The sequence below is a fragment of the Pantoea sp. YR525 genome, from assembly GCF_900116775.1.
GTDB classification, from domain to species: Bacteria; Pseudomonadota; Gammaproteobacteria; order Enterobacterales; family Enterobacteriaceae; genus Pantoea; species Pantoea symbiotica.
The window spans coordinates 486,657-511,123 of sequence record NZ_FPBU01000002.1; the positions used below are offsets into that span (position 1 = coordinate 486,657).

Genomic DNA, 24,467 nt, shown 5'->3' on the forward strand with positions numbered 1-24,467 from the left:
CGTTTTTTTCGATTCCAGGTCGCCATAAATGGCGACCCTACGGGCAGAATATGTAGGGTCGCCATTTATGGCGACCTGGGAATTACTGTGCGGATGCAGACGACACCGTAATTGGGCGCATAATCTCTGGCTCGATATCCTGAATCACCGCCTCGTTCGGACGCTTCGCCACTTCTTCCAGCGCCTGCTGACACTCAACGGTTGGGCGATCCACTTTACGCAGTCTCAACCCATCGTAACGCAGCTCACCGTTCTCCAGCACCAGCGGCATCACGCGCACCTGGCGTGTCACGTTGACCCAATCATCGCCCAGACGGGTTAATTTGCCCGGCTTGGCAATCACGCGTTGCCATTGACGGCAATCCAGCGTGTCGCCTTCGGCACCGATAATCAGGCTGCCCATCGCTTGCTTGCTGATTAGCTTGCTCTGCGGGCCCACGGTTTGCCAGTTGCCTTTGAGCTCCAGCGGCGCCGGGGTTTTCACGGCCTGGTCATAATTGCTGATCTGCGCACAGCCACTCAGCGCCAGCGCGGCCACTATCATCCACTTTTTCATTCTCGATCCCTACACTCGCATCAATGGCGGCTACGTTATAATTTTTCCCATCCGTTGCGCAAGGTATCTGCTGCGCGCCGCATGATTTTCCTCAAGCTGTTCACTTCTGCGCCGATAACTCTTCTGGAGTTAAAAGAGCCTGCAAAAACAATAATTACCGACTACACACTCACCTTCGTTACGGAGAACACCGTTATGCGATTGACTCTTCGCGCGCGTCTGACATCGATTGTTGGCCTGCTGTGCATTTTACTGATTGTTGCCGCCATCTGGGGAATCATCGGCCTGCGCGCCGCCGACCAACGGGCGCAAAACGCCTACCAGAATGAGCTGTTACCGCTGCAATATTCGTCCCGCCTGTACCGCATGGTGCAGGAACAATCCTCAACCCTGTTCGATGCCCTGCGCTACTGGACCGACAGCAGCGAAGTGGATAAGCGTCTGGCGCGCATTGCGCACTACGGCGAGCAGATTGCGAAAGACCGTCAAACCTGGCAGCAGCTGGCGTTTGATGCGCAAACCAAACCCCTCAGCCAGCAATTCATCACCAATCTCGACGGCTGGCAAAGCGCGCTGAAGGATGCCGGTGAACTGCTGAAGGGCGGCAACCCATCCGGCGCGCTGGTGGTGATTGAAACCCGCCTGCGCAGCGGCAGTCAGCTACTGCAACAGGATATCGATCAGCTTGATGCGCTGATGCGTCAGCATGCCGAACTCACCTATCAGCAAAGCAACAGCGATTATCAGTTGGCGCGTAATAGCCTGATTATCATTTTGCTGGCCGGGCTGAGCGTGGCGCTGGTGTTTGGCTGGTTGCTGATCCGCTCTATCAACCGATCGATTGGTCAGGCACGCGAACTGGCCGAATCGATTGCCGCCGGTGAACTAAATCATGATATCGGTAGCGTTTCGCGCGATGAGATGGGCGAACTGATGCAGTCGCTACTGCGCATGGATGTGCGTCTGGCGGAGATCGTGCGTGAAGTGGGCGAAAGTGCCAGCGCACTGAGTGATGCGGCGCGGCAGATGGCCGACGGCAATGATGATCTCTCTGAACGCACCCATTCGCAGGCCAGCTCGCTGGAGCAAACCGCTGCCAGCATGGAGCAGATGACCGCCACGGTGAAACATAACGCCGATAACGCGGCGCAGGCCAACGAACTGGCCACCGATGTGCGTCATCAGGCCGAACGCGGCAGCAGCGTATTGCGTGATGCGGTCAGCGCGATGGAGGAGATCGAATCCTCCAGCAAACGCATCGCCGATATCAACCGGGTGATCGATGAGATCGCCTTCCAGACTAACCTGCTGGCGCTGAATGCGGCAGTTGAAGCGGCACGCGCAGGCGAACAGGGGCGCGGCTTTGCCGTGGTGGCATCCGAAGTGCGTCAGCTGGCGCAGCGATCCGCCGGAGCCGCGCACGAGATCAAAGCGTTGATCGATGCCAGCGTCGGTAAAGTAGAAGCCGGCAGCGCGCTGGTGCAGCGTTCTGGCGCGATGCTCAATGACATCAATCTGGGCGTGGCGCGCGTGGTGGATATTGTCGGTGAAATCGCCGTGGCCAGCCGCCAGCAATCCAGTGGCATTGAACAGGTCAACACCGCTGTGATTCAGATGGATGGTGCGACGCAGCAAAACGCCTCGCTGGTGCAGGAAGCCAGCGCCGCCAGCCAGACCGTCAGCGAACATGCCGGATTGCTGGTGGAGAAGATGGCCTTCTTCCGCTTGCAACAGCGCTAAGGAGCGACATGATGCGTAAACTTCTCGCGATATTACTCGCCACGCCGCTGCTGAGCCACGCGGCGACCACGCTGAATATCGCCACCATCGCCAACGGCGATATGACCATCATGCAGCAGCTCGCCACGCGCTACGAACAGGAGCATCCGGACGTCAAACTGCAATGGCATGTGATGGACGATGGCGCACTGCGTCAGGCGGTCCTATCAGCGATGAACAGCGGCCAGGCGCAGTTCGATGTCATCACCGTCGGCACCTATGAAGCGCCGCTGTGGGGCGAAAAAGGCTGGCTGGCACCGCTGAATAAGCTGCCCGCCGATTACGACAGCGATGATCTCATCGCGCCGGTGCGCAAAGCGCTGTCGTTCCAGCAAACGCTCTACGCCCTGCCGTTCTACGGGGAAAGCAGCATGACCTACTACCGAAAAGATCTGTTTGCGCAGAAAGGGTTAACCATGCCGGATAATCCCGACTGGACCGATATCAAGAACTTCGCCGCCAAACTCACCGATGTGCAAAAAGGCATTTACGGCCTGTGCCTGCGCGGCCAGCCAGGCTGGGGCGATAACGTGGCGTTCATGACCACCATGGCGAATGCCTATGGCGCGCAGTGGTTCGATGAAAACTGGCAGCCGACGCTAAATTCGCCGGAGTGGCGCGAAGCGCTGAGTGATTATCTGCAGGTGGTGAAGCAGGATGGCCCGCCGGACACGGTGAAAAACAGTTTCGGCCAGATTTTGCGTCTGACCGCGCAAGGTAAGTGCGCGATGTGGATCGACAGCACGGTGGCGGCCGGTTTGCTGGTTAATCCGCAGATCTCATTAGTCGCCGATAAGCTGGCCTTTGCGCCTGCGCCGGGCGGCATCACGCGTAATGGTTCGAACTGGTTATGGTCGTGGGCGCTGGCGGTACCGGCTAACACGCCGAATCGCGAGGCGGCGATAGCTTTTATTAGCTGGGCGACGTCAAAACAGTACATCCAGCAAGTGGCCGATACCGTCGGCTGGGGCGCGGTGCCGCCGGGCAGCCGCAACTCCACTTATCAGCAGGCGAGCTATCAGCGTCTGGCGCCGTACGCCGCGCAGGTACGAGCGGCGATTGATTCGGCTACCGTCGAGCAGCCCACGCTCAATCCGGTGCCTTATCAGGGCGTGCAGTACGTGAGCATTCCTGGATTTGATCAGATGGGTAACGCCGTCGGGCAAAATCTGGCGGATATGCTGAGCGGCAAACTGACGCTGGATGAGACGCTGGCGAAGAATCAGCAGGACGTCGCGCGGATTTATCAGCAGTTGCATTAATGTTGTGGTCGCCATAAATGGCGACCCTACGGGATTTGTAGCGAGTGTGGTTTCGTAGGGTGCGCATTAATGCGCACCTGGTTGCCACGAATATCGATCCAACAGCGGAATCCTGACAACGCAGCTTGCGCGCGTTACACTAGCGCGCAAGTTGATATGCAGGAACACCGAATGAAAACCCCAGAAGAGTATTACGCTCAGGCACGCACGATGTTTTTCGCCGCCCACCCCGATTTCCAATCCGCATTGGATGAACTGACCGAAAGCGATGCACGCCAGGCGAATTTGTCATTAGCGCAGTTACGGGCCTGGCACGCTGAACGTATTTATGCCGCGTTTTTACGTCAAAAGAAGCTGGACGGCATGCTGTTTTCCATTCAGCTGGCAGAACCCGACAAAGCCGTCGCTGCCGATGCCATTGAAAAGTATCTGAAATCTCACGCGGAAGCGTTAGGAATGACGTGGGAAGAGTTCTGCATCAAGAACGAGCTTTAAGTGCAACGCATTGAAAATGCATCAAAGATACATCTCCAACCACACAAATTGTTCAGGAAAAAGTTGTACAAGTCGATCGAACTTGTATAACTTACTCATCACGACGTAAGTCGTAGATTGTCCTTGAACGAATGGTGCTGTTGCACCGCCTCTGGAAGTGTTGCTGGATTTCCACTTCCAGAGGTCATATTTTTTCTACCCTTCTCGCTCGATCCCTTTCACTTCGATATAACTTGCCACCGCCAGCAGACGATTGACGTGGGTAAGCAGCAGATCCACATCCGACTGTAAAAAATCCTGCGACGCACGCGATGCGGTGACAATTGCATCCTGCACCGTATCGGAAATGGTCAGCGTATTATCCTCTTTTGCCTGAATCAGCAGTGCCGCAATCAGCAATGACTGCGCCTCAACCTGCGCCACCAGCTCTTTTGCTTCCACATCCATTTTTGCCATTTTCAATAAGATATCGATAACCAGTTGGCGCATGTTTACCCCTGTTTTTATTTACAGTACTATATCGCACCCGATCCAATGAATGGAACGCCCTGATGTTTGTGGAGTTGATTTACGATAAGCGCAACGTGGCCGGATTACCGGGCGCACGTGAGATGATTTTGCAGGAGTTGGAAAAGCGTGTACAGCGCGTCTTTCCCGATATTGAGGTACGCGTCAAACCAATGGAACGTAACGCGATAGATACCGATTTGAGTAAGAACGATAAAGCGACAGTTGCGCGGATTGTTGAAGAGATGTTCGATGAGGCAGAAATGTGGCTGGTGGCCGATTAGGCCACCAGTGCGTTAGAGGCTTAGCTTTCCTGCTCAGCATGGTTGATGGCGATTTCCAGATCCTGAATCGCCTCATCAATGTCATCCAGCAGCTTGCCCTGTTTATTCAGCAAGGTATCGAAGCGTCCCGCATATTCTGTGTCTTTATACTCACCCGCATCAAAAGCCAGCCAGTGGGCAGACAGCGTCTCAGTGTTGGTCTGCGCGTAGTGGCGCATCTCTTTAAGCTGGGAGGTGACATCACGCAGGTAGTCAGTTTTGGTTTTTACAGTTTCTGTATCACTCATGCTATCTTCCTTTTCGCTTAATAAGACGATTTAAATAACGCTTGAATGATTAAAGGTAGTGCAAAATATCGAAGCTGCCTTAGGAATAATCGGAAGTGACTAAAACCTGTGAGTAAACAGGGGACATCCCGGTCCCCAATGGTGCGTCGTCAGGCACTACAGATATTTCCTCGCCAGCTCAATCAGCTCATCCTTCGCGGCATCACCCAGTTTGATCACGCCCTGCTCGACAAAGTTAAACGCGCGTCCGAAATCCTTCACGCCTTCTGAGAATGCCTCACTTGCGTCATGGCTCTGCGCCGCTGCGGCGGCTGGCGGCGCTTCGGCTGCAATGGGAGCAGCGGCTTCCGGTACGCTGGGCGGCGCAACCTCGGCTGCAGCAACGGGCGCAGCCTCCACAGGCGCTGGTGTTATCGCCTCAGATGTAACAGCCGGTGCCGCTTCAGGTACCGCTGCGACTGCGACTGGCGTAGCCACTTCGTTGGCGAAATCTTCCGCAGGTGACGATGCGATGGTGGTGGTTGGATTGATAACAGTTTGATCGCTCATAATGCTCTCCTTCTTACTGAATAAAGACCGCAGTCGGGTAACAGTGGCTGCAATCCACGTGGTAATTCGCATGCTGACCTCCTTAACGCTTGGGTTGAGGTGGCGATTTATCTCCTTCAGCCGGTTTCCCCTTTTCAGCCGGATTGCTGATTGGGTGCTTCGCTATCCCATCGAGTTTGTTTTGCAGCGCCACCAACTGGCTGGTGAGTTCCGCCACGCGCGCTTCACGTCGTTCTGAGATCGTTCGATATTGCTGTCGAATCTCTTCAACGCGCTGATTGGCGCTGTTACTCACAAACAGAAACAGTACCGTCATCGCCACGCACATCAGCGACAGCATCAGCAGAAAGCCGCCGAAGAACAGCTGGCGTCGATGGTTTTTCACTACGTACTCACTGTTTATCTGCATCATCACGACTCTCCTCCAGAGTGGTAATCAGTTGATTCACCTGGCTGCGAAACTTATCGCTATGTTCGGTTTCGGTGGTCGCCAGTAAAATACTCAGGGCGTTTTTGATCAGCCGCAGATCGGTTTCCAGCGAAGAGATTCGCCGCAGGTTTTTGTCGTGTCGGACGCGCAACTCATCGTTTTCCTGGCGCATCAAGGCATGACCTTCTTTGAGCAGCATCACCTGTTCTTTGTAGCTGGTGATGATCTCCCCGCCGGCACGATTGCTGGTGACGATAGCGGCGATACCCGCCATTAACGGTTTCCAGAACACAGCTGCTGCGCCGCCGCCGAGAAGCAACGCACCTACGCTGGTGACTAAACTACTTTCCATGCTTTACCTCTCACCCCTGGCAAGGGTTGTGCCCCATAAGCACGCTGACCACCCTTGCCAGCTTCGCGGTCAACGCCTGAATTTAAGTTTACTTTGGCTTGTGAATTTAAGTATACTTAAGTCGTTCCTTCAGGAGATGTCAAGATGATGAAAAAAGAATCTTCCGGTGAGCGCATCCGGGCACGACGTAAAGCACTACAGTTAACGCAGCAGGCGCTGGCGAAGAGCGTTGGTGTATCGCATGTGGCTGTATCGCAATGGGAAAAAGAGGAAACCGTTCCGCGCGGCGAGAACTTATTGCGGCTGGCGGAGTGGCTGCAATGCACAGCGGCATGGATTATTGATGGGGACGGCGAAGTGTTTGCCACCCACGCCAAAGCCGCGCCGGTTATGGCGGTGCCATTGATTAGCCTGGCGCAAGCGTCAACGTGGTTGGGCGAGCAGCGGTTGTTGCTGAAACAGCAGGCAACGCGCTTTCTCTACAGTGAAAGTCAATTGGGCGATGGCGCGCTGGCGGTCACGGTGGAAGACCACGCGATGCAGCCCGATTACCGGCCCGGAGACAGTGTGATCTTTGATCCAGACGTTCAGCCACAGCCTGGCGATGTAGTTTTGGCGCTGGTCGATGGTGCGGCGCTGGTGCGAATTTATCGTCTGCAAACGCAGCAGCAGGATGAGAAAATCTTCACATTGCGCGCGCTCAATGATGATTTTCCTCAGCTGCATTCTGAGGAAATTTCGCTGCAAATCATCGGCACGTTAATGGAGTTGAGACGTTACCGAGGCGGCTAGCCGCTACGCTTAAACCGTTATTTTAAAAAAAGTTTAGTCTGAGCGCGGGAAGCTATGGACAGACCCCGCTGTAAGCCTGTTAATCTAGCCGCAAAATTATAATTTAGCCGGACAATCGCCATGCTCACCACCATCCTTTATCGCAGCCATCTGCACGACCACGTGCCGATTAAAACGCTCGAAGATATGGTTGCTAAAGCCAATCGCAAAAACAAAAATTCGGATGTCACCGGCATCCTGCTGTTCGACGGCCTGCACTTCTTTCAACTGCTGGAAGGCCCGCGCGACGCGGTGCAAGGCATCTATCAGCGTATTTGTCAGGACGCACGCCACCACAATCTGGTGGAATTGATGCACGACTTCGCGCCAGAACGCCGTTTTGGCAAAGTCGGCATGGAGCTGTTCGATCTGCGCGAGCATGACAAAGACACTGTGCTGCAAGCGGTGCTGGATAAAGGCACCTCGCGTTATCAGCTCACCTACAAAGATCGTGCGCTTCAGTTTTTGCGCACTTTCGTGGTGGCGCGCGACAAAGAGAACTACTTTGAGATCCCACCCGCCAGCACCTGGGAATTTATTCCCGATGATGAATGGCTGAATGAGCTGGATGACCTTGATCAGAGCGTGCAGGATTGCCGCTTTGCCTTTCAGCCGATTATCGATCCCTTCGCACGCCGCGTGACCTCACTTGAAGCGCTGATTCGTACGCCAAACGGCGGCTCGCCGGAAGAGTATTTTTCTGCGTTTGGTGGTGAGGCGATTTATCACGCGGATATTCAGTCGAAACGCCTGGCGTTTAACGTCGCGAGTAAGCTGGGTATTGGCGAGCATCGCCTGTCGATCAACCTGCTACCGATGTCGCTGGTGACGGTGCCAAACGCGGTGGATTTCCTGCTGGCCGAGATCAAAGCCAGCGGGCTGGTGCCGCAGCAGGTGATCGTCGAAGTGACGGAAAATGAGATCATCTCGCGCTCGGATGAATTTGCTGCCGAAGTGAGAAAGTTGAAAGCGGCGGGGATCAGCCTGGCACTGGACGATTTTGGTGCCGGTTTTGCTGGCTTGTCGCTGTTATCGAAGTTCCAGCCGGACAAAATCAAAATCGATCGCGAGATTATCCGCGATGTGCATAAAAGCGGCCCGAAGCAAGCGATCATGCACGCCATCATTAAGTGCTGCGCATCGCTGGAAATCGCGGTGATTGCCGAAGGTGTGGAACAAGCCGAAGAGTGGATGTGGCTGGAAGCGGCGGGCATTAGCCAGTTCCAGGGTTTCCTGTTTGCGCATCCGCTGTTGAATGGATTCCCGGCGGTGGCGTGGCCTGAGATTAAATAGTGTGGCGGTCGCCATAAATGGCGACCCTGCAACTAATAATACGTCATCTCGATATTGCCATACTGCTTATCAACCACCTCGCCTGCTGCGTCGGTGGTAATAATGTCGCAATAATAAGGAACATCGTTTTTATATTTGCAGACATTGCTGACGGTTTTAATCTGGTCATTACGCTTCACCGTGGTGACCACGTCAGAAATCTTTTTCTTATCTTCTGCCCGCACTGCAGTAGCACGCGACACTTCCGTTCCGGCCTGAGTAATACTCAATACCGCCATTTCACCCGCGCTGTTATAGGCGAGGTGAAACGCTGCATCGGAAGCAGGCGATGAGATCTGCTCCACCAAACCCTGTTTGTTGTAGGCAATATCTACCGTCATGCTCGGCGTGACTTTCTTCACCATGGCGCAGTTTTTATCCAGCGTTACCACCACGTCCTGACCGTTTTCGCTGCCTTTTAATGCGTCGCCATCGCGCGCAACCTCAATCACTTCGCCCTCTTTGCCCACCGATTTAACATGCGTTGGACAGCCGTTGCGGTCGAAATCGACGTTCACTTCGAAGATTTGCTGGCCGTCGGCGGTGAACAGCGTTTGATGGGTATTTTTGACTTTTCCAGGCAGCGCTTCGAATTGATAGAGATAGGCAAAGTTTTTCATTTGCGGGTAATACGTCGCTTCATCCTTGTCACATCCTGCTAGCAGGGTGATAGCGATCAAAAACAGCAGGGTTTTCTTCACGTGAGAATCCTCTTCTCAAAATAAGGCAGCGCGTTGGGCGGTGTATTCACTGTGATGCAGCAACCTTCCCGCCTGAGATAAAACCATCACCGCGCTGAACTATACTCGAAAGAAATACCCGAAAGAAAGCCGAAAGAAACTACACCTGCATACTCATAATATCGGTATACGCCGACACCAGTTTGTTACGCACCTGCACGCCCATCTGCATGGAAATAGAGGATTTTTGCAGATCGACCATCACATCGTTTAACTGGATGCCCGGTTTACCCATTTCAAAATCCTGCGCTTGCGCGCGCGCCGTTGTCTGGGTTTCGCTGATCTTGTCGAGTGCTGCTTTCATGGTGGCACTAAAATCGACCTGATTGGTGGACTCCGCCTGCTTACCGCTGGCCTGCAGAGACGTCATCTGCAGCTGCTGCAGCACACCCTCAATCGCCTGAATTGACATTGCCTGACCCCTAATGAAGAAGTGATTAAATTTTCACGATGAGAAAGTTAACACACTGTCAATAGGACAAAGGCGCTAAATGACCGCAAAAAACCCGGCTTATCCACCCATCGATGTGACCCGAATCATCAAATAATGCCTGCCAATAAGTGGAATTTAATTTTCCTCCCCCCTGAATTTGGGGGAAGTCTTCAGGGAGTTCGTTTTGTCACCACTAATAATTTCAGGCAGGAATCGGTCATGAATGCGAGTGCAGCCGCTACACCAGAGACAGCAAAGAAAGGCTTCAGTGACCTTCTCGCCCGCCTGCGCGCCAATCCGCGAATTCCTTTAATTATTGCTGCCGCTGCGGTTATCGCAGTGGTGTTTGCGTTGGTGCTGTGGGCAAAAGCGCCAGACTATCGCGTCCTCTATAACAACCTCTCCGATGAGGACGGCGGTGCGATTGTCACGCAGCTGACGCAAATGAACATCCCTTACCAGTTCGCCGATAACGGTGGAGCACTGATGGTGCCCGCCGATAAAGTGCATGAGCTGCGTCTGCGTCTGGCACAACAAGGTCTGCCGAAAGGCGGCAACGTTGGCTTCGAACTGATGGACAAAGAGAAGTTCGGCATCAGCCAGTTCAGCGAGCAGATCAACTATCAGCGTGCGCTGGAAGGTGAACTGTCGCGCACCATCGAAACGCTCGGTCCGGTAAAGAGCGTGCGCGTGCATCTGGCGATGCCAAAACCAACCTTGTTCGTGCGTGAGCAGAAAGCCCCTTCCGCTTCGGTAACGCTGAATCTGCAACCTGGCCGCGCGTTAGATGAAGGCCAGATTCAGGCTATTCAGCATATGGTCTCCAGCAGCGTGGCCGGTTTACCGCCGGGCAACGTTACCGTTGTCGATCAGGCCGGTCGTCTGTTGACCCGCTCCGATAGCGAAGGTCGCGACCTGAATGATGCGCAACTGAAATATGCCTCTGAAGTGGAAGCCCGCTTCCAGCAGCGCATCGAAGCGATCCTCAATCCAATTGTTGGTCAGGGCAATGTGCATGCGCAGGTGACGGCGCAGATCAACTTTGACCGCAGCGAGCAGACCGACGAGAAATACCAGCCGAACGCCAATCCAAACAATTCCGCCGTGCGTTCTCGCCAGACCAGCAACTCCGAACAAAATGGCAGCCCATATCCTGGCGGCGTGCCGGGTGCGTTGTCGAATCAGCCTGCGCCAGCTAACACCGCGCCGGTGACCAATCCGCCAGCTAATAACAACAATAATGCCAACGGTCAGAACGCTAACGCGCAAAACGCCAATGCGCAGAATAACGGCAGCACCACCAGCACCGCACAGCCTTCTGGCCCGAGCAGCTCGACGCGCAACGACACGGTTAACTACGAGCTGGATCGTACCATTCGTCATACCAAGCTGAACGTCGGTGATGTGCAGCGCCTGTCGGTTGCCGTGGTGGTGAACTACCGCGACGACGGCAAAGGCAAAGCGGTGGCGCTGAATGATCAGCAGATCAAGCAGATTGAAGATTTAACCCGCGAAGCGATGGGCTATTCACAAACCCGTGGCGACAGCGTCAATGTGGTGAACTCGCAGTTCAACATGACCGAGCCAGCCGGTGGCGACCTGCCATTCTGGCAGCAGCAATCGTTCTTCGATCAGATGATGACTGCCGGTCGCTGGCTGCTGGTGGCGTTGGTCGGCTTCATCCTCTATCGCAAGCTGGTACGTCCACAGCTGATGCGTAAGAAAGCGCAGGAACAAGCAGCAGCGGAAGCGCTGGCGGCACGTGCTGCGGCAATGGAAGAGGAAGAAGCCTTTAGCGTTCAGCTCAGCAAAGACGAGCTGGATCAGGAGCGTAAATCTACTAACCGCATGAGCGCCGAGGTGATGAGCCAGCGTATCCGCGACATGTCTGAAAACGATCCGCGCGTCGTCGCGCTGGTTATCCGCGAATGGATGAGTAAAGAACTATGAGTCTGACCGGTACAGAAAAAAGCGCCATTCTGATGATGACCATCGGCGAAGAGCGCGCGGCGGAGGTGTTCAAACACCTCAACCAGCGTGAAGTTCAGCACCTGAGTGGCGCCATGGCCAACATGCGCCAGGTTTCACACAAACAGCTGACCGAAGTGCTGCGTGAGTTCGAAATCGATGCGGAACAGTTTGCGGCGCTGAGCCTCAACTCCAACGATTACCTGCGTTCGGTGCTGATCAAAGCGCTGGGCGAGGAGCGCGCCTCAAGCCTGCTGGAAGATATTCTCGAGAAAAACGAGACCACCAGCGGTATGGAAACGCTCAACTTCATGGAGCCACAGGCCGCCGCCGACCTTATTCGCGACGAGCATCCGCAGATTATCGCCACCATTTTGGTGCACCTCAAACGTTCCCAGGCGGCAGATATTCTGGCGCTGTTCGACGAGCGTCTGCGTCACGATGTGATGCTGCGTATCGCGACGTTCGGTGGTGTCCAGCCGGCGGCGCTGGCGGAACTGACCGAAGTGCTCAACGGCCTGCTCGACGGTACCAACCTCAAGCGCGCGAAGATGGGCGGCGTGAGAACCGCAGCAGAAATTATCAACCTGATGAAAACCCAGCAGGAAGAAGCGGTTATCGAAGCGGTACGCGACTTCGATGGCGAGCTGGCACAGAAGATCATCGACGAGATGTTCCTGTTCGAAAACCTGGTGGAAGTGGACGACCGCAGCATCCAGCGCCTGTTGCAGGAAGTGGAATCCGAGCAGTTGCTGGTGGCATTGAAAGGTGCCGAGCAGCCGCTGCGCGAGAAGTTCCTCAAGAACATGTCTGCCCGTGCGGCCGATATCCTGCGCGACGATTTGGCCAACCGTGGTCCGGTACGTATGTCTGCAGTGGAGAACGAACAGAAGGCCATTCTTCTGGTGGTGCGCCGCTTAGCAGAATCCGGCGAGATGGTAATTGGTGGTGGCGAGGAAACCTATGTCTGATGCCTTTTCCGCCCGCGCGTGGCAGCGCTGGCAGCCTGATGATTTAGGCAGCCCGTTCGGTGCCGAACCGGAGCCTCAGTTAGAGGAGCCGGAGATCGATGTTGAACTGAGCGCCGAAGCGGAACAGGAGCAACAGCTGGAACGTATGCAGCAGCAGATGCGCAAAGATGCGCAGACGCAGGGCTACAGCGAAGGCTATCAAAAGGGTTTTGCCGAAGCGCAACAGAACGGTTATGACGCGGGATTCCAGCAAGGCTTAGCCGATGCGCAGCAGCAGCAAGCGCCGCTGCAGGCGCGTATGCAGCAGCTGGTAACCGAGTTCCATCACACACTGGAAGCGCTCGACAGCGTGATCGCTTCACGTCTGATGCAGCTGGCACTGGAAGCCGCGCGCACGGTGATTGGCCAGGCCACGCAGGTGGATGGCACCGCCCTGCTGCGTCAAATCCAGCAGCTGATTCAGCAGGAGCCGATGTTCAGCGGCAAGCCGCAGCTGCGCGTCCATCCGGATGATTTACAGCGCATCGAGCAGACACTCGGCCCAACGCTCGATCTGCACGGCTGGCGCTTGCTGGCCGACAGCACGCTGCACCCTGGCGGCTGTAAACTTAGCGCCGAAGATGGCGACCTTGATGCGAGCGTGGCAACGCGCTGGCAGGAGCTGTGCCGCCTGGCCGCTCCGGGGACACTGTAATGACCTCCTCACGCCTTTCACGCTGGCTCGGCGCACTCGATGCCTTCGAAGAGCGTATTTCACAGGTGCAAACCGTGCGTCGCTACGGTCGCCTGACGCGCGCCACCGGCTTAGTGCTGGAAGCCACTGGCCTGCAACTGCCGCTCGGTGCTACCTGCATTATTGAACGTACCGATGGCAGCAAGATCACTGAAGTGGAAAGTGAAGTGGTCGGCTTCAACGGCCAGAAACTGTTAATGATGCCGCTGGAAGAAGTGGACGGCATTTTGCCGGGCGCACGGGTTTATGCGCGCGTCAGTGGCGACAGCGGGCACAGCGGCAAACAGATGCTGCTGGGCCCGGAGCTGTTGGGTCGTGTACTCGACGGCAGCGGCAAACCGCTGGATGGTTTACCCGCGCCAGAAACCGGCTATCGCGCCCCGCTGATCACCGCACCGTTCAACCCGCTGCAACGTACGCCGATTGAAGATGTGCTGGATACCGGCGTGCGCGCCATCAACGCCCTGCTCACCGTGGGTCGCGGTCAACGTATGGGCCTGTTCGCCGGTTCCGGCGTCGGTAAAAGCGTGCTGCTCGGCATGATGGCGCGTTACACCAAAGCCGATGTGATTGTGGTGGGCTTGATTGGTGAACGTGGTCGTGAAGTAAAAGAGTTCATTGAAAACATTCTCGGTGCCGAAGGCCGCGCGCGTTCGGTAGTGATCGCCGCACCCGCTGACGTCTCGCCGCTGCTGCGTATGCAGGGCGCGGCGTATGCCACGCGTATCGCCGAAGATTTCCGCGATCGCGGCCAGCACGTGCTGCTGATTATGGATTCCCTCACCCGCTACGCCATGGCGCAACGTGAAATCGCGCTGGCCATCGGTGAGCCACCGGCCACCAAAGGTTATCCGCCTTCGGTGTTCGCCAAACTGCCAGCGCTGGTGGAACGCGCCGGTAACGGTACGCACGGCGGCGGTTCGATCACCGCGTTTTATACCGTGTTGACCGAAGGCGACGATCAGCAAGACCCGATTGCCGACTCGGCGCGTGCGATTCTCGACGGCCACATTGTGCTGTCGCGCCGTCTGGCGGAAGCCGGTCACTATCCGGCGATTGATATTGAAGCATCGATCAGCCGCGCCATGACCTCATTAATTGATGAGACGCATTATGCGCGCGTGCGCCAGTTCAAACAGTTGCTCTCCAGCTTCCAGCGTAACCGCGATCTGGTGAGTGTGGGTGCGTATGCCGCAGGCAGCGATCCGATGTTGGACCGCGCCATCAAGCTCTATCCCGAGATGGAAGCTTTCCTGCATCAGGGCATTTTCGAACGCAGCGACTACGACGATGCCTGTTTGCATCTGCAGGCGATGTTCGGTTAACGCCAAACGAGGTTAAGTCATGAAAACGGCCAGTGCGATCAACAAGCTGCGCGATATGGCGGAGCAGGAACTGGAGAGTGCGGTGATTCACCTCGGCGATATGCGTCGTGGTGTGCAGCAGGCCGACGAACAACTCAGCATGCTGCTGGATTATCAGGATGAGTACCGCAACAAGCTCAATCAGGATATGTCCGGCGGCATCGCCAGCACGCGCTGGACCAATTATCACCAGTTTATTCAGACGCTGGAAAAAGCCATCGAACAGCATCGCCAACAGCTTTCCCAGTGGAATCAGCGCCTCGACACCGCGCTGAGCAACTGGCGTGAAAAGCATAAGCGACTCAATGCTTATCAAACGCTGATCACGCGCGCTGAGGAAAACGCATTACGACAAGAAAACCGTCTCGATCAGAAACGGATGGATGAATTTGCCCAACGGGCCGCATTGAGGAAAGGCGAATGATTACGCTGCCAACAGTTGCTACGCAAACCTCGGTTTTGGGAGACGCTGACAGTTCAGTTTCATCAGATCTTTTGCAGGGCGCAGACACCCTGCCGCAGGGATTTATTACTGAACTCGGCAACCGCTTGCTGACGCTGGTAAAGCAACAAGCTGTTAACACGCAATCGACTGATCTGACAACAGAAGTTGATGAAAAAGACGTCAAAAAAGCCTCTTTAAGCGCGTTATTGCAGGCGCTGGATAAACCAGATGCGTTAAACGCACTTTTACAGCCGGAAAACACTAAAGCCACGCTGAAATCAGCCGATGATAAAGACAAGAGTGAGGCAAGTTCGTTAACTGCCAGCGACTTACAGAATGTGCAGGCGTTATTCGCCATGTTGCCGGTGGCGGTTGAGAACCGCACCAGCACAGCCACGGTAAGTAGCGGCACAGGCGAAGGCAAAGCTGACACCCGCGCTTCGCTTAATTCAGCATTGTTAAGCGGTTCGCTTGAAGGTGCAGTAAAAGAAGAAACAGCACAGCCGGATAGCACAGCGAAGAAATCCAGCGATGTTGGAACGCTCTTAACGCAAACGGCTGCCAGCACGCAGACCAGCAGCAGCGTCAACACCACCGCCAGTAACAGCAGCGGCTTGACGCTGGATGAGAGTTTTAAGCAGGTGCTGAATGCGCTGAGTAAGCCGGAAGAGCGCACCGCCGCGCAGAGCAATGATGACCAGGTCGCGCCATTAACCAGCGCACCGCTCAGCGCCACCAGTTCGCTGGTGAGCAGCACCGCTTCGACCAGCACCACGCCGTCGACGCCCATGCTGAATGCGCAGCTCGGCAGCAGCGAGTGGCAGCAGGCGCTGAGTCAGCAGATTGTGATGTTTAGCCGCAACGGGCAGCAGAACGCCGAATTGCGTTTACATCCGCAGGATCTGGGCGCTATCCAGATCAGCCTGACGCTTGATAAGGATCAGGCACAGTTAAGTATGGTTTCCAGCCACAGCCAAGTGAGGGCCGCGCTGGAAGCGGCTCTCCCTCAGCTGCGAACAGCGCTGGCGGAGAGCGGAATAAACCTGGGACAGAGTAACGTCAGCAGCGACGCCTTCGCACAGGGCCAGAGTTATCAGGGCCAGCAGGAAGGACGTCGTGACGGACAGCACGGCAGCTTTACCCTCTCCCAGGACAGTGACAACGAGATAACGCCTATTGCCGTCCCGGCAGCCCTTCAAGCGCGCGCGGCCGGTAACGGCGCTGTCGATATCTTTGCCTGACAGCCGCTAAACGCTGAAGGTAAGCGTAAAACCCGCGTCTTTTCTTCCCATTGTTTGACTTAAGACGCGGGATAATCTGTCCAGGTAAGCCGAGAGGCTTGCCCATAATTCACAGGAAGTAACTGCAAGATGTCTGATAACGCGAAAGCTAAAGGCCGCAAACGTTCACTACTACTACCGGTGTTACTGATTGTAACGCTGGCCGCTTGCAGCGTGGCAGGCTATGCAGTCTGGCGAATGATGAATAAACACGAAGGCAGCCAACCGGACGCGGCGAAAGTCGAGCCACCGGCTGCTCCCGTATTTTTTGCAATGGATACGTTTACAGTAAACCTGGTCAATCCTGACAACGATCCCGACCGTGTGTTGTACGTAGGTTTCACCCTGCGTCTGCCCGATGAGGATACCCGTCGTCGGATGAACGATTACCTGCCGGAAGTGCGCAGCCGTCTGCTGTTACTGCTTTCGCGTCAAAGCGCGACGGCACTGGCAACAGAGCAAGGCAAACAGGCCCTGGTTGAGCAGATCAAACAGGCACTGGCGCCGCCGCTGGTAAAAGGTCAACCGGCTCAGGTTGTCAATGACGTGCTGTTTACCGCCTTCATTTTGAGGTGATTTAATGGGCGATAGCATTCTCTCCCAGGCTGAGATTGACGCGCTGCTTAATGGCGACAGTGACAGCGCGGAAGTAGAGAACAGTTCCAAAGGGACCGATGGCGACATCCGTCCCTATGATCCCAATACTCAGCGCCGCGTCGTACGTGAGCGTCTGCAGGCGCTGGAGATCATCAACGAGCGCTTTGCCCGTCATTTCCGTATGGCGCTGTTCAACCTGCTGCGCCGTAGCCCCGATATTAGTGTGGGTGCGATCAAGATTCAGCCGTACCACGAGTTCGCCCGCAACCTGCCGGTGCCAACCAACCTGAACCTGATCCACCTAAAGCCGCTGCGCGGCACGGCGCTGGTGGTGTTTTCACCGAGCCTGGTATTTATTGCTGTCGATAACCTGTTTGGCGGCGACGGTCGTTTTCCGACCAAAGTTGAAGGCCGTGAATTTACCCATACCGAACAGCGCGTGATTCGCCGCATGCTGAAGCTGGCGCTGGATGGTTATAGCGACGCATGGAAAGCGATTTATCCGCTGGAAGTCGAGTATGTGCGTTCTGAGATGCAGGTGAAGTTCACCAACATCACCACTTCACCGAACGACATCGTGGTTAACACGCCGTTCCAGGTGGAGATTGGTAACCTGGTCGGTGAATTCAATATCTGTATTCCGTTTTCGATGATTGAGCCGCTGCGCGAGCTGCTGGTCAATCCGCCACTGGAAAACTCCCGCCGTGAAGATAATCACTGGCGCGACAATCTGGTGAAACAGGTGCAGCACTCGGAGCTGGAGCTGATTGCCCACTTCGCCGAAACATCGCTGCGTCTGTCACGTATTTTGCAGCTGAAACCTGGTGACGTCCTGCCCATTGAGAAGCCGGACCGCATCATTGCTCACGTCGATGGCGTGCCGGTGCTGACCAGCCAATACGGCACCATCAATGGCCAGTATGCCCTGCGTGTAGAACATTTGATTAACCCGATTTTGAATTCGCTGAACGAGGAACAGCCCGATGAGTGACAGCAAGAAACCGTCCGACGACGACATCTCCGCGGACGATCTGTGGGCTGCAGCTATGAACGAACAAACCACCACCAGCGCGCCAGATCCAACTGAGAATGTGTTCAAATCGCTGGAGAATCCTGGCATCAGCGGTTCGCTGCAGGATATCGACCTGATCATGGATATTCCGGTCAAACTGACTGTGGAACTGGGTCGTACCAAGATGACCATCAAAGAGCTGCTGCGTCTGACGCAAGGTTCTGTGGTGGCGCTGGATGGCCTGGCCGGTGAACCGCTGGATATTCTGATCAACGGTTATCTGATCGCGCAGGGTGAAGTGGTGGTAGTGAACGACAAATATGGCGTGCGCATTACCGACATCATTACCCCGTCTGAACGTATGCGTCGTCTGAGCCGTTAAGCATGTTAAAGCACACGCAAGCGGAACAACCGGTAGCGAGCCAGCCGGTGGTCTCGACCGGTTCGGTGATTGGTCAGGTCAGCAGCGTGCTGGCGGTAATTGTTCTGCTGATTCTCGGCTGCGGCTGGCTGGCTAAACGTCTTGGGTTTGCCCCGAAAACGGTGACCGGCCAGGCGCTGAAAGTCAGCGCCACCGTGCAGGTGGGTCAGCGCGAGCGTGTGGTGATTGTCGATACCGCCGATGCGCGTCTGGTGTTGGGCGTTACCGCCCAGCAGATTACGCATCTGCACTCGTTACCGCCGCTGCCGCCAGAAGAACAGGCGAATCACAGCGCTGCCCCGCAGGATTTTCGTCAGTTGTTCCAGAATCTGGTTAAACGTCCCGGAAAACCACAATGATGCGTCGATTACTTGCTCTCCTGCCGCTGCTGTTGCTGGCACCGGTTGCCCATGCGCAGCTGCCGGGTTTAATCAGCCAGCCGCTGGCCAATGGCGGCCAGAGCTGGTCGCTGCCGGTGCAGACGCTGGTTTTCATCACCTCGCTGACCTTTATTCCGGCCGTACTGCTGATGATGACCAGCTTCACCCGCATCATCATTGTGTTTGGTTTACTGCGTAACGCCCTCGGCACGCCATCGGCGCCGCCAAACCAGGTGCTGCTCGGCCTTGCGCTGTTTCTGACCTTCTTTATTATGGCGCCGACCTTCGACAAGATTTATTCCGACGCCTATCTGCCGTTCAGCCAGGACAAAATCAGCATGGCGGACGCGATTGATAAAGGTGCGCAGCCGCTGCGTGAATTTATGCTGCGTCAAACGCGCGAAGCCGATTTAGCGCTGTTTGCTCGTCTGGCCAACACCGCACCGATTCAAGGTCCGGAAGCGGTACCGATGCGCATTCTGCTGCCGGCGTATGTCACCAGCGAATTGAAAACCGCCTTCCAGATTGGTTTCACCGTGTTTATCCCGTTCCTGATCATCGACCTGGTGGTCGCCAGCGTACTGATGGCGCTGGGGATGATGATGGTGCCGCCGGCCACTATTTCCCTGCCGTTCAAGCTGATGCTGTTCGTGCTGGTGGATGGCTGGCAACTGCTGGTGGGTTCACTGGCGCAAAGTTTCTACTCGTAACCCGACATTTCCCGAGGAGTGCAACATGACACCTGAATCAGTAATGGTTATGGGCCAGGAAGCAATGCGCGTCGCGCTGCTGATGGCCGCGCCGATGTTGCTGGTGGCGTTGATCAGCGGTTTGATCATCAGCGTGCTGCAAGCCGCGACCCAGATTAACGAACAAACGCTCTCCTTTATCCCGAAGATTCTGGCCGTTGCCGCTACCGCAGTGATCGCCGGTCCGTGGATGCTGAATCTGATGCTGGATTACATTCGCACGCTGTTTAGCAATCTGCCGTACATCATTGGCTAATGATTAACCTCGACAGCAGCCAGCTGATCCATTGGGTCGCACAATTCTTCTGGCCGATGGTGCGTTTGCTGGCGCTGTTTGCCAGTGCGCCGGTGCTGAGCGAAAAATCGATTCCCAAACGCGTCAAAATTGGCCTCGCGGTATTAACCACCTGGATCATCCTGCCGGTGCTGCCGCCGGTTGAAGCCACGTTATTTACACCCGCCGGATTTTGGTTGCTGCTGCAACAGTTGTTGATTGGCATCAGCATCGGCCTGACCATGCAGTTCGCCTTTGCAGCGGTACGCATGGCGGGAGAAGTGATTGGTTTGCAGATGGGTTTGTCCTTCGCCACCTTCTTCGATCCGGGCAGTCGCCTGAACATGCCGGTGCTGGCACGTTTTCTCGATATGCTGGCAATGCTGCTGTTTCTTACCTTCAACGGACATCTGTGGCTGATTTCGCTATTGGTGGACAGTTTTCACACCTTGCCGATCAGCGACCAGCCGCTCAACGCCAATGCCTTTATGGCGTTAGTCAAAGCCGCCGGATTAATTTTCCTTAATGGCATGATGTTAGCGCTGCCCTTAATAGTTCTACTCCTCACGCTAAACATGGCACTAGGTTTGTTAAACCGTGTTTCACCACAGCTATCGATTTTCGCTGTTGGCTTCCCGATTACCTTAACGGTGGGCATCCTCAGCGTTGGGTTGATGATGCCGCTGCTTGCTCCCTTCTGCGAACATCTGTTCAGCGAAGTCTTTGATTTACTCGCCCAGTTTATGTCAGAACTTTCCCGCGCGAGTTGATTAACTATTCTGTAGGCGTTCTTAAGTAATAGTTAAGCAACCAGAAACAGTCTGTGCATTTTTCGAACCATTTTTTCCAGAAATCAACTGAGGAAATTCTGATAAATGCGCATTTTAGGTGAAAATTATTCTTATTAAACCGCGCTTCGCGTATTTTAGTCAGACGATTCCTAAGGGGCTAAACCTTGAGAATTGGTTGATGAAATGCTCAAAGGGCTGTTTTTAAACAAAAAAAATTTCAAAGCGATTTTTCTTGTCTAAATCCCTTTTTTCCGGCATTGTCAACGCTCGCTGAAGCGTCATACTTTCGCTAAACAAATGTTTTTAAGATTTGTCCTATCAGATTTGTCTGTGATCTGCGCGATAGTGACAGGGCTCTCAAAACAGAGCGAATTAAACACTTAATGCAAATCCTCAGCCATCCCTACTATGGCTGGGCTGAGAGTGACGTGGATGTACTAAAAAAAATAACTTCGCAGCACGGTTCAGGGAAGAGTCATGATGGCGCATGGATTTCTATCGCCAATCTGCCGAGCAGAATAAAAAAGTGTCTTTGGAAATTTCTCTCGTACCGCAAACGCGTATTCATCGTTGATTTAAACGGATAACAAATTGGTGAGGGTCGCTATAATGCCAACGATTATTATGGATTCATGTAATTACACACGCCTGGGTTTGTCTGACTATATGTCTGCGAAAGGAGTTAAAAAGAAAAATATTACTCCTGTCTCAGACATCGACCAATTGCAACAAAGATGTGAGCAAATAAAGCCGGGCGTCGTGTTTATCAACGAAGAGTGCTTTATTCACGAATCTGATTCCAGCGATCGTATTCGTGCTATTATCATGCAGCATCCTGACACCTTATTCTTTATTTTCATGGCGATCTCGAATATCCATTTTGAGGAATACCTCTACGTTCGTAAGAACCTGATTATTACGTCAAAATCGATAAAAACTTCGACGCTGGATTCTTTGTTAGGCACCTACCTGCAAAAGAAACTCAACGCTTCGCCACGTATTTCTGCTGGGCTCGACGTGCATCCACTGACATTAAGTCAGACTGAATCAAATATGCTGAAAATGTGGATGTCAGGTCATGACACCATTCAGATATCTGAGAATATGCAAATTAAAGCCAAAACTGTTTCGTCACATAAAGGTAATATTAAACGTAAAATTAAAACCCATAATAAGCAGGTTATTTATCATGTCGTACGTTTGACTGATAATGTCACCTCAGGGATTTATGTTAACGTGCGATAATTTCCTTCAGTGAATAAAGGGGCCAATCCAGCGATTGGCCCCTTTCTCGTTTTGCGAGTTTGATCTCACTTTCCTGCCTAATCCTTTCCCCTCGCCTGCCGATGCTTATTCTCATAACACCTACCTACATGAGAGCAAGGATATGAAAACAGCATCGATTGATGAGCAATATAAGCTCAGCATCTGGCAGAACCTGCGCCTGATGCCTTTGTTCAGTATGATCTTTGGTGGCATTCTGCTGCTTTTTGCCCTGTGCATTGGACTCGCCAGCTACTTTTTGATTCAGAGTAATAACTCACTCAATGATGCCACGGAAGAAATTCAAATCCGCATGGGCATCTCTAACAGTTCTAACCATCTGCGCACTGCGCGACTGAATGTGCTGCAATCCGGTGCCGCCGCGCGTATTGGCGAAATGGATGGTTACCGTGCCGATTTAGCGCGCACCGAGACGCGAATTAAACAAGCGCGCGAAGGCTTTAAACTCTATATGGATCGCAAGGCGAAAACGCCGGCGGATATTGCCCTCGATGAGCCGCTAACCGCCAGCTTCAATGCTTATATTGATAAAGGCCTCAAGCCGATGATTGAATCGGCTAAGCAAGGCAGCTTTGAAGGCATTGTGGCGCAGGAAACCGACGTCACGCGCAAGCTGGATGACGCCTATAACGCCGTGTTGTTGAAGGCGATTAAAATCCGTACCGACCGCGCCGAAGCGATTAACGCCGCCGCCGCACATCAATCGCGCGTCGGCTTTATTGCGATGGCAATCGCATTTGTCGCCGCATTAGTGTTAGTGCTGTTGACCTTCGTGTTCCTGCGTCGCGTGGTGATTAACCCGCTGCGCCAATCTGTTGACCGCATCGAACGAATTGCGCAAGGCGATTTGACCGCACCGGAGCAAGCCTATGGCCGCAGCGAGATTGGTAGCTTGCTGCATAACCTGCAACTGATGCAGGCGTCGCTGGTGCGTACTGTAGGAACGGTGCGTGAAGGTGCGGTGGCGATTTATCAGGGTTCCAGCGAGATTTCCGCCGGTAACACCGACCTCTCATCGCGTACTGAAGAGCAAGCTTCAGCGCTGGAGCAAACCGCCGCCAGCATGGAGCAGCTTACCGCAACGGTGAAACAGAACGCCGAGAACGCGCATCATGCCAGCCAGCTAGCTGCTGATGCCTCTGGCAAAGCACGCAGCGGCGGCGATCTGGTGAGTGGTGTGGTGCAAACCATGAATAACATTTCTGGCAGCTCGAAGAAGATTGCCGAGATCACCAACGTCATCAATAGCATCGCTTTCCAGACCAATATTCTGGCGCTGAACGCGGCCGTCGAAGCGGCGCGTGCCGGTGAGCAAGGCCGTGGTTTTGCCGTGGTAGCCAGTGAAGTACGTAATCTGGCACAGCGTAGTGCGCAGGCGGCTAAAGAGATTGAAACGTTGATCGCGGAATCGGTGGGTTTGATTACCAACGGTTCACGCCAGGTCGGTGAAGCCGGTAATACCATGGGCGAGATTGTTGAAGCGGTGCGTCGCGTGACGGACATTATGGCGGAGATTGCTGCCGCGTCGGATGAGCAGAGCCGTGGCATCCAGCAGGTGAGTCTGGCGGTGACCGAGATGGATAACGTGACGCAGCAGAACGCCTCGCTGGTTGAGGAAGCCTCTTCGGCAGCGGCTTCGCTGGAAGACCAGGCTGGCCGATTGACGCAGGCGGTAGCGGTGTTCCGTTTGAATGATGCGCCGGTTGCGCAGGTGGCTAAAGCGGCGCAGTCCGGGTTGCGTACGCCGAATCTGGCGCCGCGTCCGGCATTGGCGACGTCGGGAAATGATAATTGGGAGACGTTTTAAGCGTTGAATTTGCAGAGGTCGCCATGAATGGCGACCCTACAACTCAGGTGCGCATTTATGCGCACCTGGCATCAAGCCCCTTCATACGGCTCAACAAACACGCCTTCGGCATGATCGCTTTCATTAAAGAACCAAATCCCCAGCGGGTAATCTTCTAACGCCACCAGATACATGGTGCCCTCATTGAATGCTTCCACTGCCAGCACCGTACCTACACGGCGCGGGCCGCCGTCGGTTTTAACCGTAACGCGATCGTTCACCTTCATTGATTACTCTCCACAAATTGTCCTGCGACACAGTTTAACGGAAGATAATCAACACTGCCTGATCGCGATCAGCGTCGGGCGATAACCCACACCGCATGAACGATACCGGGAATGTAGCCGCACAGCGTCAGCAGAATATTAAGCCAGAACGCCCCGCCGAACCCGACCTGCAAGAACACGCCCAGTGGCGGTACCAAAATGGCGATGACAATACGTAAAAAGTCCATATTCACTCCCTGATATCACTTAACAATCAATCGCTAAGCATAGACGCTGTTACGCACTGTG

The 24,467-nt window shown here is 54.5% G+C and carries 31 protein-coding genes; 21 read left to right on the forward strand and 10 right to left on the reverse strand.

Annotated elements, in window-relative coordinates; all coding sequences use genetic code 11:
* Positions 1-82: 82 nt before the first annotated feature.
* Positions 83-556, reverse strand: coding sequence for a lipoprotein YedD (gene yedD / locus BM323_RS05735; protein WP_008105359.1), 474 nt, complete (start codon positions 554-556; stop codon positions 83-85).
* A 195-nt stretch (positions 557-751) separates the two neighbouring features.
* Here yedD and BM323_RS05740 point away from each other — a divergent pair, with 195 nt between their 5' ends.
* The 3 genes from BM323_RS05740 to BM323_RS05750 all read left to right on the forward strand — a co-directional run bounded on the left by BM323_RS05740 (position 752) and on the right by BM323_RS05750 (position 4,092).
* Complete coding sequence (locus tag BM323_RS05740) at positions 752-2,296, forward strand: methyl-accepting chemotaxis protein (RefSeq protein ID WP_008105362.1); 1,545 nt, start codon at positions 752-754, stop codon at positions 2,294-2,296.
* Between the two features lie 11 nt (positions 2,297-2,307).
* Complete coding sequence (locus BM323_RS05745) at positions 2,308-3,597, forward strand: ABC transporter substrate-binding protein (RefSeq protein ID WP_008105365.1); 1,290 nt, start codon at positions 2,308-2,310, stop codon at positions 3,595-3,597.
* A gap of 171 nt (positions 3,598-3,768) precedes the next feature.
* Complete coding sequence (locus BM323_RS05750; RefSeq protein ID WP_008105368.1) at positions 3,769-4,092, forward strand: DUF6388 family protein; 324 nt, start codon at positions 3,769-3,771, stop codon at positions 4,090-4,092.
* 195 nt (positions 4,093-4,287) lie between these two features.
* On the opposite strand, the gene iraP is transcribed toward BM323_RS05750, so the two are convergent.
* Positions 4,288-4,581 (reverse strand): anti-adapter protein IraP, encoded by a 294-nt coding sequence (gene iraP / locus BM323_RS05755; protein WP_008105371.1) that lies wholly within the window; start codon positions 4,579-4,581, stop codon positions 4,288-4,290.
* 62 nt (positions 4,582-4,643) lie between these two features.
* Here iraP and BM323_RS05760 point away from each other — a divergent pair, with 62 nt between their 5' ends.
* Positions 4,644-4,883 carry a DinI-like family protein gene (locus tag BM323_RS05760; RefSeq protein ID WP_008105373.1) on the forward strand — a complete coding sequence of 80 codons (240 nt, stop codon included), beginning with the start codon at positions 4,644-4,646 and terminating at the stop codon, positions 4,881-4,883.
* Positions 4,884-4,903: 20 nt separating this feature from the next.
* Here the strand turns inward: BM323_RS05760 and BM323_RS05765 are convergent, their stop codons facing one another.
* From BM323_RS05765 to BM323_RS05780, 4 genes are all read right to left on the reverse strand, one after another.
* Positions 4,904-5,170 (reverse strand): hypothetical protein, encoded by a 267-nt coding sequence (locus BM323_RS05765; protein WP_008105375.1) that lies wholly within the window; start codon positions 5,168-5,170, stop codon positions 4,904-4,906.
* A 156-nt stretch (positions 5,171-5,326) separates the two neighbouring features.
* Positions 5,327-5,719: a hypothetical protein gene (locus tag BM323_RS05770; protein WP_008105377.1), complete on the reverse strand. Its 393-nt coding sequence runs from the start codon at positions 5,717-5,719 to the stop codon at positions 5,327-5,329.
* Between the two features lie 82 nt (positions 5,720-5,801).
* Positions 5,802-6,131, reverse strand: coding sequence for a hypothetical protein (locus BM323_RS05775; protein ID WP_036648578.1), 330 nt, complete (start codon positions 6,129-6,131; stop codon positions 5,802-5,804).
* A complete protein-coding gene (locus BM323_RS05780) occupies positions 6,112-6,501 on the reverse strand; it encodes a hypothetical protein (protein ID WP_008105381.1) in 390 nt (129 codons plus the stop codon). The genes BM323_RS05775 and BM323_RS05780 overlap by 20 nt, the downstream gene beginning before the upstream one ends.
* Before the next feature lie 144 nt (positions 6,502-6,645).
* Here BM323_RS05780 and BM323_RS05785 point away from each other — a divergent pair, with 144 nt between their 5' ends.
* Positions 6,646-7,293 (forward strand): S24 family peptidase, encoded by a 648-nt coding sequence (locus tag BM323_RS05785; RefSeq protein ID WP_008105384.1) that lies wholly within the window; start codon positions 6,646-6,648, stop codon positions 7,291-7,293.
* Between the two features lie 120 nt (positions 7,294-7,413).
* Positions 7,414-8,625: a diguanylate phosphodiesterase gene (locus BM323_RS05790; protein ID WP_008105386.1), complete on the forward strand. Its 1,212-nt coding sequence runs from the start codon at positions 7,414-7,416 to the stop codon at positions 8,623-8,625.
* A 32-nt stretch (positions 8,626-8,657) separates the two neighbouring features.
* On the opposite strand, the gene BM323_RS05795 is transcribed toward BM323_RS05790, so the two are convergent.
* Both BM323_RS05795 and fliE read right to left on the reverse strand, forming a co-directional pair.
* Positions 8,658-9,365, reverse strand: a complete 708-nt coding sequence (locus tag BM323_RS05795) for a YnfC family lipoprotein (protein WP_008105388.1) — start codon at positions 9,363-9,365, stop codon at positions 8,658-8,660.
* A gap of 139 nt (positions 9,366-9,504) precedes the next feature.
* Positions 9,505-9,816 carry a flagellar hook-basal body complex protein FliE gene (gene fliE, locus BM323_RS05800; RefSeq protein WP_008105389.1) on the reverse strand — a complete coding sequence of 104 codons (312 nt, stop codon included), beginning with the start codon at positions 9,814-9,816 and terminating at the stop codon, positions 9,505-9,507.
* A 240-nt stretch (positions 9,817-10,056) separates the two neighbouring features.
* On the opposite strand from fliE, the gene fliF reads away from it, so the two are divergent.
* The 15 genes from fliF (at position 10,057) to BM323_RS05875 (ending at position 23,913) form a co-directional block, all read left to right on the forward strand.
* Positions 10,057-11,787: a flagellar basal-body MS-ring/collar protein FliF gene (gene fliF / locus BM323_RS05805; RefSeq protein WP_008105390.1), complete on the forward strand. Its 1,731-nt coding sequence runs from the start codon at positions 10,057-10,059 to the stop codon at positions 11,785-11,787.
* Positions 11,784-12,776 (forward strand): flagellar motor switch protein FliG, encoded by a 993-nt coding sequence (gene fliG, locus BM323_RS05810; RefSeq protein WP_008105392.1) that lies wholly within the window; start codon positions 11,784-11,786, stop codon positions 12,774-12,776. The genes fliF and fliG overlap by 4 nt, the downstream gene beginning before the upstream one ends.
* Positions 12,769-13,470 carry a flagellar assembly protein FliH gene (fliH, locus tag BM323_RS05815; protein WP_008105393.1) on the forward strand — a complete coding sequence of 234 codons (702 nt, stop codon included), beginning with the start codon at positions 12,769-12,771 and terminating at the stop codon, positions 13,468-13,470. The genes fliG and fliH overlap by 8 nt, the downstream gene beginning before the upstream one ends.
* A complete protein-coding gene (gene fliI / locus BM323_RS05820) occupies positions 13,470-14,834 on the forward strand; it encodes a flagellar protein export ATPase FliI (RefSeq protein WP_008105395.1) in 1,365 nt (454 codons plus the stop codon). Before fliH ends, fliI begins: the two co-directional genes overlap by 1 nt.
* Before the next feature lie 19 nt (positions 14,835-14,853).
* Positions 14,854-15,297 carry a flagellar export protein FliJ gene (fliJ, locus tag BM323_RS05825; RefSeq protein ID WP_008105396.1) on the forward strand — a complete coding sequence of 148 codons (444 nt, stop codon included), beginning with the start codon at positions 14,854-14,856 and terminating at the stop codon, positions 15,295-15,297.
* Entirely contained in the window at positions 15,294-16,559 is a 1,266-nt protein-coding gene (locus tag BM323_RS05830; protein WP_008105398.1) for a flagellar hook-length control protein FliK, read from the forward strand. The genes fliJ and BM323_RS05830 overlap by 4 nt, the downstream gene beginning before the upstream one ends.
* 129 nt (positions 16,560-16,688) lie before the next feature.
* Complete coding sequence (gene fliL / locus BM323_RS05835) at positions 16,689-17,174, forward strand: flagellar basal body-associated protein FliL (protein ID WP_008105400.1); 486 nt, start codon at positions 16,689-16,691, stop codon at positions 17,172-17,174.
* A gap of 4 nt (positions 17,175-17,178) precedes the next feature.
* Positions 17,179-18,186: a flagellar motor switch protein FliM gene (gene fliM, locus BM323_RS05840; RefSeq protein ID WP_008105401.1), complete on the forward strand. Its 1,008-nt coding sequence runs from the start codon at positions 17,179-17,181 to the stop codon at positions 18,184-18,186.
* The gene (gene fliN / locus BM323_RS05845) at positions 18,179-18,589 is read left to right on the forward strand and encodes a flagellar motor switch protein FliN (protein WP_008105402.1); all 411 of its coding nucleotides are present in this window, start codon (positions 18,179-18,181) and stop codon (positions 18,587-18,589) included. Before fliM ends, fliN begins: the two co-directional genes overlap by 8 nt.
* Positions 18,590-18,591: 2 nt before the next feature.
* A complete protein-coding gene (gene fliO, locus BM323_RS05850; RefSeq protein WP_008105404.1) occupies positions 18,592-18,987 on the forward strand; it encodes a flagellar biosynthetic protein FliO in 396 nt (131 codons plus the stop codon).
* A complete protein-coding gene (gene fliP / locus BM323_RS05855) occupies positions 18,987-19,718 on the forward strand; it encodes a flagellar type III secretion system pore protein FliP (protein ID WP_036648594.1) in 732 nt (243 codons plus the stop codon). The genes fliO and fliP overlap by 1 nt, the downstream gene beginning before the upstream one ends.
* 25 nt (positions 19,719-19,743) lie before the next feature.
* Positions 19,744-20,013 carry a flagellar biosynthesis protein FliQ gene (gene fliQ, locus BM323_RS05860; RefSeq protein ID WP_008105408.1) on the forward strand — a complete coding sequence of 90 codons (270 nt, stop codon included), beginning with the start codon at positions 19,744-19,746 and terminating at the stop codon, positions 20,011-20,013.
* Positions 20,013-20,801: a flagellar biosynthetic protein FliR gene (gene fliR, locus BM323_RS05865; protein WP_008105410.1), complete on the forward strand. Its 789-nt coding sequence runs from the start codon at positions 20,013-20,015 to the stop codon at positions 20,799-20,801. Before fliQ ends, fliR begins: the two co-directional genes overlap by 1 nt.
* A gap of 630 nt (positions 20,802-21,431) precedes the next feature.
* Positions 21,432-22,067 carry a transcriptional regulator RcsA gene (rcsA, locus tag BM323_RS05870; protein WP_008105413.1) on the forward strand — a complete coding sequence of 212 codons (636 nt, stop codon included), beginning with the start codon at positions 21,432-21,434 and terminating at the stop codon, positions 22,065-22,067.
* A 142-nt stretch (positions 22,068-22,209) separates the two neighbouring features.
* Positions 22,210-23,913, forward strand: coding sequence for a methyl-accepting chemotaxis protein (locus BM323_RS05875; protein ID WP_008105415.1), 1,704 nt, complete (start codon positions 22,210-22,212; stop codon positions 23,911-23,913).
* A gap of 71 nt (positions 23,914-23,984) precedes the next feature.
* On the opposite strand, the gene dsrB is transcribed toward BM323_RS05875, so the two are convergent.
* Both dsrB and BM323_RS05885 read right to left on the reverse strand, forming a co-directional pair.
* Positions 23,985-24,179: a protein DsrB gene (gene dsrB, locus BM323_RS05880; protein ID WP_008105417.1), complete on the reverse strand. Its 195-nt coding sequence runs from the start codon at positions 24,177-24,179 to the stop codon at positions 23,985-23,987.
* A 68-nt stretch (positions 24,180-24,247) separates the two neighbouring features.
* Positions 24,248-24,406 (reverse strand): YqaE/Pmp3 family membrane protein, encoded by a 159-nt coding sequence (locus BM323_RS05885; RefSeq protein WP_007891469.1) that lies wholly within the window; start codon positions 24,404-24,406, stop codon positions 24,248-24,250.
* Positions 24,407-24,467 lie beyond the last annotated feature (61 nt).

Bases quoted from the DNA above. Each gene is read 5' to 3' on its own strand.
- fliM (WP_008105401.1), top strand. From the start codon at position 17,179: ATGGGCGATAGCATTCTCTCCCAGGCTGAGATTGACGCGCTGCTTAAT.
- BM323_RS05790 (WP_008105386.1), top strand. From the start codon at position 7,414: ATGCTCACCACCATCCTTTATCGCAGCCATCTGCACGACCACGTGCCG.
- iraP (WP_008105371.1), bottom strand. From the start codon at position 4,581: ATGCGCCAACTGGTTATCGATATCTTATTGAAAATGGCAAAAATGGAT.
- BM323_RS05885 (WP_007891469.1), bottom strand. From the start codon at position 24,406: ATGGACTTTTTACGTATTGTCATCGCCATTTTGGTACCGCCACTGGGC.
- fliL (WP_008105400.1), top strand. From the start codon at position 16,689: ATGTCTGATAACGCGAAAGCTAAAGGCCGCAAACGTTCACTACTACTA.
- BM323_RS05770 (WP_008105377.1), bottom strand. From the start codon at position 5,719: ATGAGCGATCAAACTGTTATCAATCCAACCACCACCATCGCATCGTCA.
- fliQ (WP_008105408.1), top strand. From the start codon at position 19,744: ATGACACCTGAATCAGTAATGGTTATGGGCCAGGAAGCAATGCGCGTC.
- fliR (WP_008105410.1), top strand. From the start codon at position 20,013: ATGATTAACCTCGACAGCAGCCAGCTGATCCATTGGGTCGCACAATTC.
- fliI (WP_008105395.1), top strand. From the start codon at position 13,470: ATGACCTCCTCACGCCTTTCACGCTGGCTCGGCGCACTCGATGCCTTC.
- fliN (WP_008105402.1), top strand. From the start codon at position 18,179: ATGAGTGACAGCAAGAAACCGTCCGACGACGACATCTCCGCGGACGAT.
- fliH (WP_008105393.1), top strand. From the start codon at position 12,769: ATGTCTGATGCCTTTTCCGCCCGCGCGTGGCAGCGCTGGCAGCCTGAT.
- fliF (WP_008105390.1), top strand. From the start codon at position 10,057: ATGAATGCGAGTGCAGCCGCTACACCAGAGACAGCAAAGAAAGGCTTC.
- BM323_RS05750 (WP_008105368.1), top strand. From the start codon at position 3,769: ATGAAAACCCCAGAAGAGTATTACGCTCAGGCACGCACGATGTTTTTC.
- fliO (WP_008105404.1), top strand. From the start codon at position 18,592: ATGTTAAAGCACACGCAAGCGGAACAACCGGTAGCGAGCCAGCCGGTG.
- BM323_RS05760 (WP_008105373.1), top strand. From the start codon at position 4,644: ATGTTTGTGGAGTTGATTTACGATAAGCGCAACGTGGCCGGATTACCG.
- yedD (WP_008105359.1), bottom strand. From the start codon at position 556: ATGAAAAAGTGGATGATAGTGGCCGCGCTGGCGCTGAGTGGCTGTGCG.
- rcsA (WP_008105413.1), top strand. From the start codon at position 21,432: ATGCCAACGATTATTATGGATTCATGTAATTACACACGCCTGGGTTTG.
- BM323_RS05740 (WP_008105362.1), top strand. From the start codon at position 752: ATGCGATTGACTCTTCGCGCGCGTCTGACATCGATTGTTGGCCTGCTG.
- BM323_RS05780 (WP_008105381.1), bottom strand. From the start codon at position 6,501: ATGGAAAGTAGTTTAGTCACCAGCGTAGGTGCGTTGCTTCTCGGCGGC.
- fliP (WP_036648594.1), top strand. From the start codon at position 18,987: ATGCGTCGATTACTTGCTCTCCTGCCGCTGCTGTTGCTGGCACCGGTT.
- BM323_RS05775 (WP_036648578.1), bottom strand. From the start codon at position 6,131: ATGATGCAGATAAACAGTGAGTACGTAGTGAAAAACCATCGACGCCAG.
- BM323_RS05745 (WP_008105365.1), top strand. From the start codon at position 2,308: ATGCGTAAACTTCTCGCGATATTACTCGCCACGCCGCTGCTGAGCCAC.
- BM323_RS05830 (WP_008105398.1), top strand. From the start codon at position 15,294: ATGATTACGCTGCCAACAGTTGCTACGCAAACCTCGGTTTTGGGAGAC.
- fliG (WP_008105392.1), top strand. From the start codon at position 11,784: ATGAGTCTGACCGGTACAGAAAAAAGCGCCATTCTGATGATGACCATC.
- BM323_RS05785 (WP_008105384.1), top strand. From the start codon at position 6,646: ATGATGAAAAAAGAATCTTCCGGTGAGCGCATCCGGGCACGACGTAAA.
- dsrB (WP_008105417.1), bottom strand. From the start codon at position 24,179: ATGAAGGTGAACGATCGCGTTACGGTTAAAACCGACGGCGGCCCGCGC.
- BM323_RS05875 (WP_008105415.1), top strand. From the start codon at position 22,210: ATGAAAACAGCATCGATTGATGAGCAATATAAGCTCAGCATCTGGCAG.
- fliE (WP_008105389.1), bottom strand. From the start codon at position 9,816: ATGTCAATTCAGGCGATTGAGGGTGTGCTGCAGCAGCTGCAGATGACG.
- fliJ (WP_008105396.1), top strand. From the start codon at position 14,854: ATGAAAACGGCCAGTGCGATCAACAAGCTGCGCGATATGGCGGAGCAG.
- BM323_RS05765 (WP_008105375.1), bottom strand. From the start codon at position 5,170: ATGAGTGATACAGAAACTGTAAAAACCAAAACTGACTACCTGCGTGAT.